Annotated in this window: 2 protein-coding genes; both read right to left on the bottom strand. The window is 42.5% G+C overall.

Translation table 11 applies throughout. The features are described 5' to 3' along the window. Nucleotides 1-58 precede the first annotated feature (58 nt). Nucleotides 59-1462: a DUF342 domain-containing protein gene (locus CA600_RS30480; protein WP_094874818.1), complete on the bottom strand. Its 1404-nt coding sequence runs from the start codon at nt 1460-1462 to the stop codon at nt 59-61. Between the two features lie 28 nt (nt 1463-1490). Next, nucleotides 1491-2279, bottom strand: coding sequence for a FliA/WhiG family RNA polymerase sigma factor (locus CA600_RS30475; protein ID WP_042189430.1), 789 nt, complete (start codon nt 2277-2279; stop codon nt 1491-1493). Nucleotides 2280-2407: the final 128 nt, after the last annotated feature.

Raw genomic sequence — 2407 nt, 5'->3', positions numbered from 1 at the left:
TGAAACTTATACTTTCTTATATTTCAAGAATGGCCGGCCGCTATTGCTGCCCGCCCGATTAATTGTATGGCGTTAAGGATATATCACCTTCACTATAAATAAACACAACTCGTTCTGTGGGGTCCTTTACAAATCGAGTATATCTACCGATCATAATTTTGGATCCGCCATAGATCGTTTTAATCACTTCAACTCTAGCTCTGCCTGTATCTTCTAGCATTCTTTCAATCTCTAGCACACGTTCTTTAATTCTTTTTTCCTCACGTTGATGAGACTGTTTAGTAGCATTCAATTTTACGCGAAGTGCCACTTTATCTGCAGGGAGTTGACCATTAGTTGCCAATTGGTTTAATAGATACAACGCTTTAGAGGTTTTGTCCTCATTTTCCAGTAGTTGACGCAGTGATTGCCGCAGCTCGTTAATCTCATTTCTTAGCTCAGGTACTACACCGACCTCAATAGAAGTCGCTGTGGACATGGTATTGCCTATTGTACGTGCTACGACTCTTTCCCCAGACTGTACTGTTCCGCCAACAATCAGACCCTTAGCTCCGTTACAAAGAACGTCTCTGCCCGCACGTATATTGGAGTGCATAATGCTCTGGGATACAATGACATCTTCACCAGCTGTTACATTACCATCTTGAATGAAAGAGACCTTAACATTTTTCCCAGCAGTTACATGTCCTTTGTTATAACCAATAATTCCACCCGTAATTTCGATGGATCCCCCAGAGATTAATTCCGCTCCTTCAACTCCACCAACTACACGAATATCTCCGGCGGACTTTACAGAAAATCCTGAAAGTACGTTTCCTCGAATAACGACGGTACCTACAAAATCAATGTTCCCAGTACTGTAGTCCACATCACCATTCACTTCATACACAGGAAATACATTGATTTTACCGCTATCGGTTAAAGTAACAAGACCGTCAATTGCGGCATACATCGAAGTTTCATTGTTATCAACGAGTACGTTCTTACCTACTTTAAAATGAGCTTCCTTTCCGGCTCTGAAAGCAAGCTCATCACCAGTTACAGTCTTACCATGCTTACCAGGCTGAGCAGGAATAATTCTAGCTATCAGCTTTCCCTTGAGGACGTTACGAAGCCGAACTAAATCCTTATAATCCACCTTACCATCCGCTTTTTCAAGCGGTTTGCGATCCTCTTCCAGATCAACAGTAAGCATAATATGTCCGTCGACTCCATTTACTGCAGGTTCACCTGTAGCAATAGCGACTTTACTCCAAAAAAACTCCTCCGGATGACTACAGATACGTTCAACAATATCACGCTGGACCCCGTAGCGAATATTGTGACTGTGCAGGAAGCTTTCCAATTCTGTAGGTGAGCAGGAAAAATTCTCATCCTTTTTGGAGAACTGCAAATACGCGATCCCTTTGTCATCCGAAAAAGTAATACTTAAGTACTGATCCAAAGCATTTTGACCGATCAATTTTGCTCCCCCTTGTCACCGCTAACGGTTAATCGTTCTGCATAAGTAGATCGCGATTCTTCTCAAGCGTTCCCCTCAGCCGTAAAATAGCCTTGGAATGAAGCTGCGAAATCCGTGAAGGCGATAGTGACATGACCTCTGCGATTTCGCTCAATGATAAATCTTCATAATATAAAAGGGACACAACGGTCCGTTCTTTCACCGTTAATTTCTCAATACCTTTGGTGAGGGCTTCGCGTAAGTAGAATTCATTTACCTTGCTATCCGGATTCTTAGCTTTATCGTCCACCAGTATGGACATTCGGGTCTCTGATTCCTCTTCACGAATCGGGTCTTCCAGTGAACATAGTGACATTACAGCCACATCCTGCAACATATTTTGAAATTCTGTTACACTAATATTCAGGTATAGACTCATTTCCTCATCACTAACGGATCTCAAATACTTCTGTTCCAACTGCTGATAAGCATCCTCGATTTTTTTAGCTTTTTCTCGCACAGATCTAGGGACCCAATCACTTTGGCGTAAAGAATCTAAAATCGCACCACGTACGCGCCAGGAAGCATAGGTCTGAAACTGCAATCCCCGTTTGTAGTCGAATTTTTCAATCGCATCAATTAATCCCATTACTCCATTACTGGCTAGATCATCTTTAGATACATTTTTGGGCAACCCCACAGCCAACCGGCTGGATACGTAATCAACAATATGGAGATAACTCTCTATCAGCTTCTTTTTGGCTTCAGGGTCACTGTGTTCTTTCCACTGTTCCCATAGCTCATCAGTTTCCAATTGAGAAGCTTTACGCTCGTTCAATAGCTTTCACCCTTCCCAAAGTTTAGTCAGAGAGCTTGTCGCGGCGAAACCTGCCTAGTCACAAGCATAAACGCCCTCGGCATCCTTATGAGGAAGTTAGCGTTTATGCGAGAAATATAAGGATAATG

The organism is Paenibacillus sp. VTT E-133280, from assembly GCF_002264385.1.
GTDB classification, from domain to species: domain Bacteria; phylum Bacillota; class Bacilli; order Paenibacillales; family Paenibacillaceae; genus Paenibacillus_AQ; species Paenibacillus_AQ nitricinens.
Note: the sequence above shows the minus strand (reverse complement) of the source record. Positions and strands in the feature narration are given on the sequence as shown.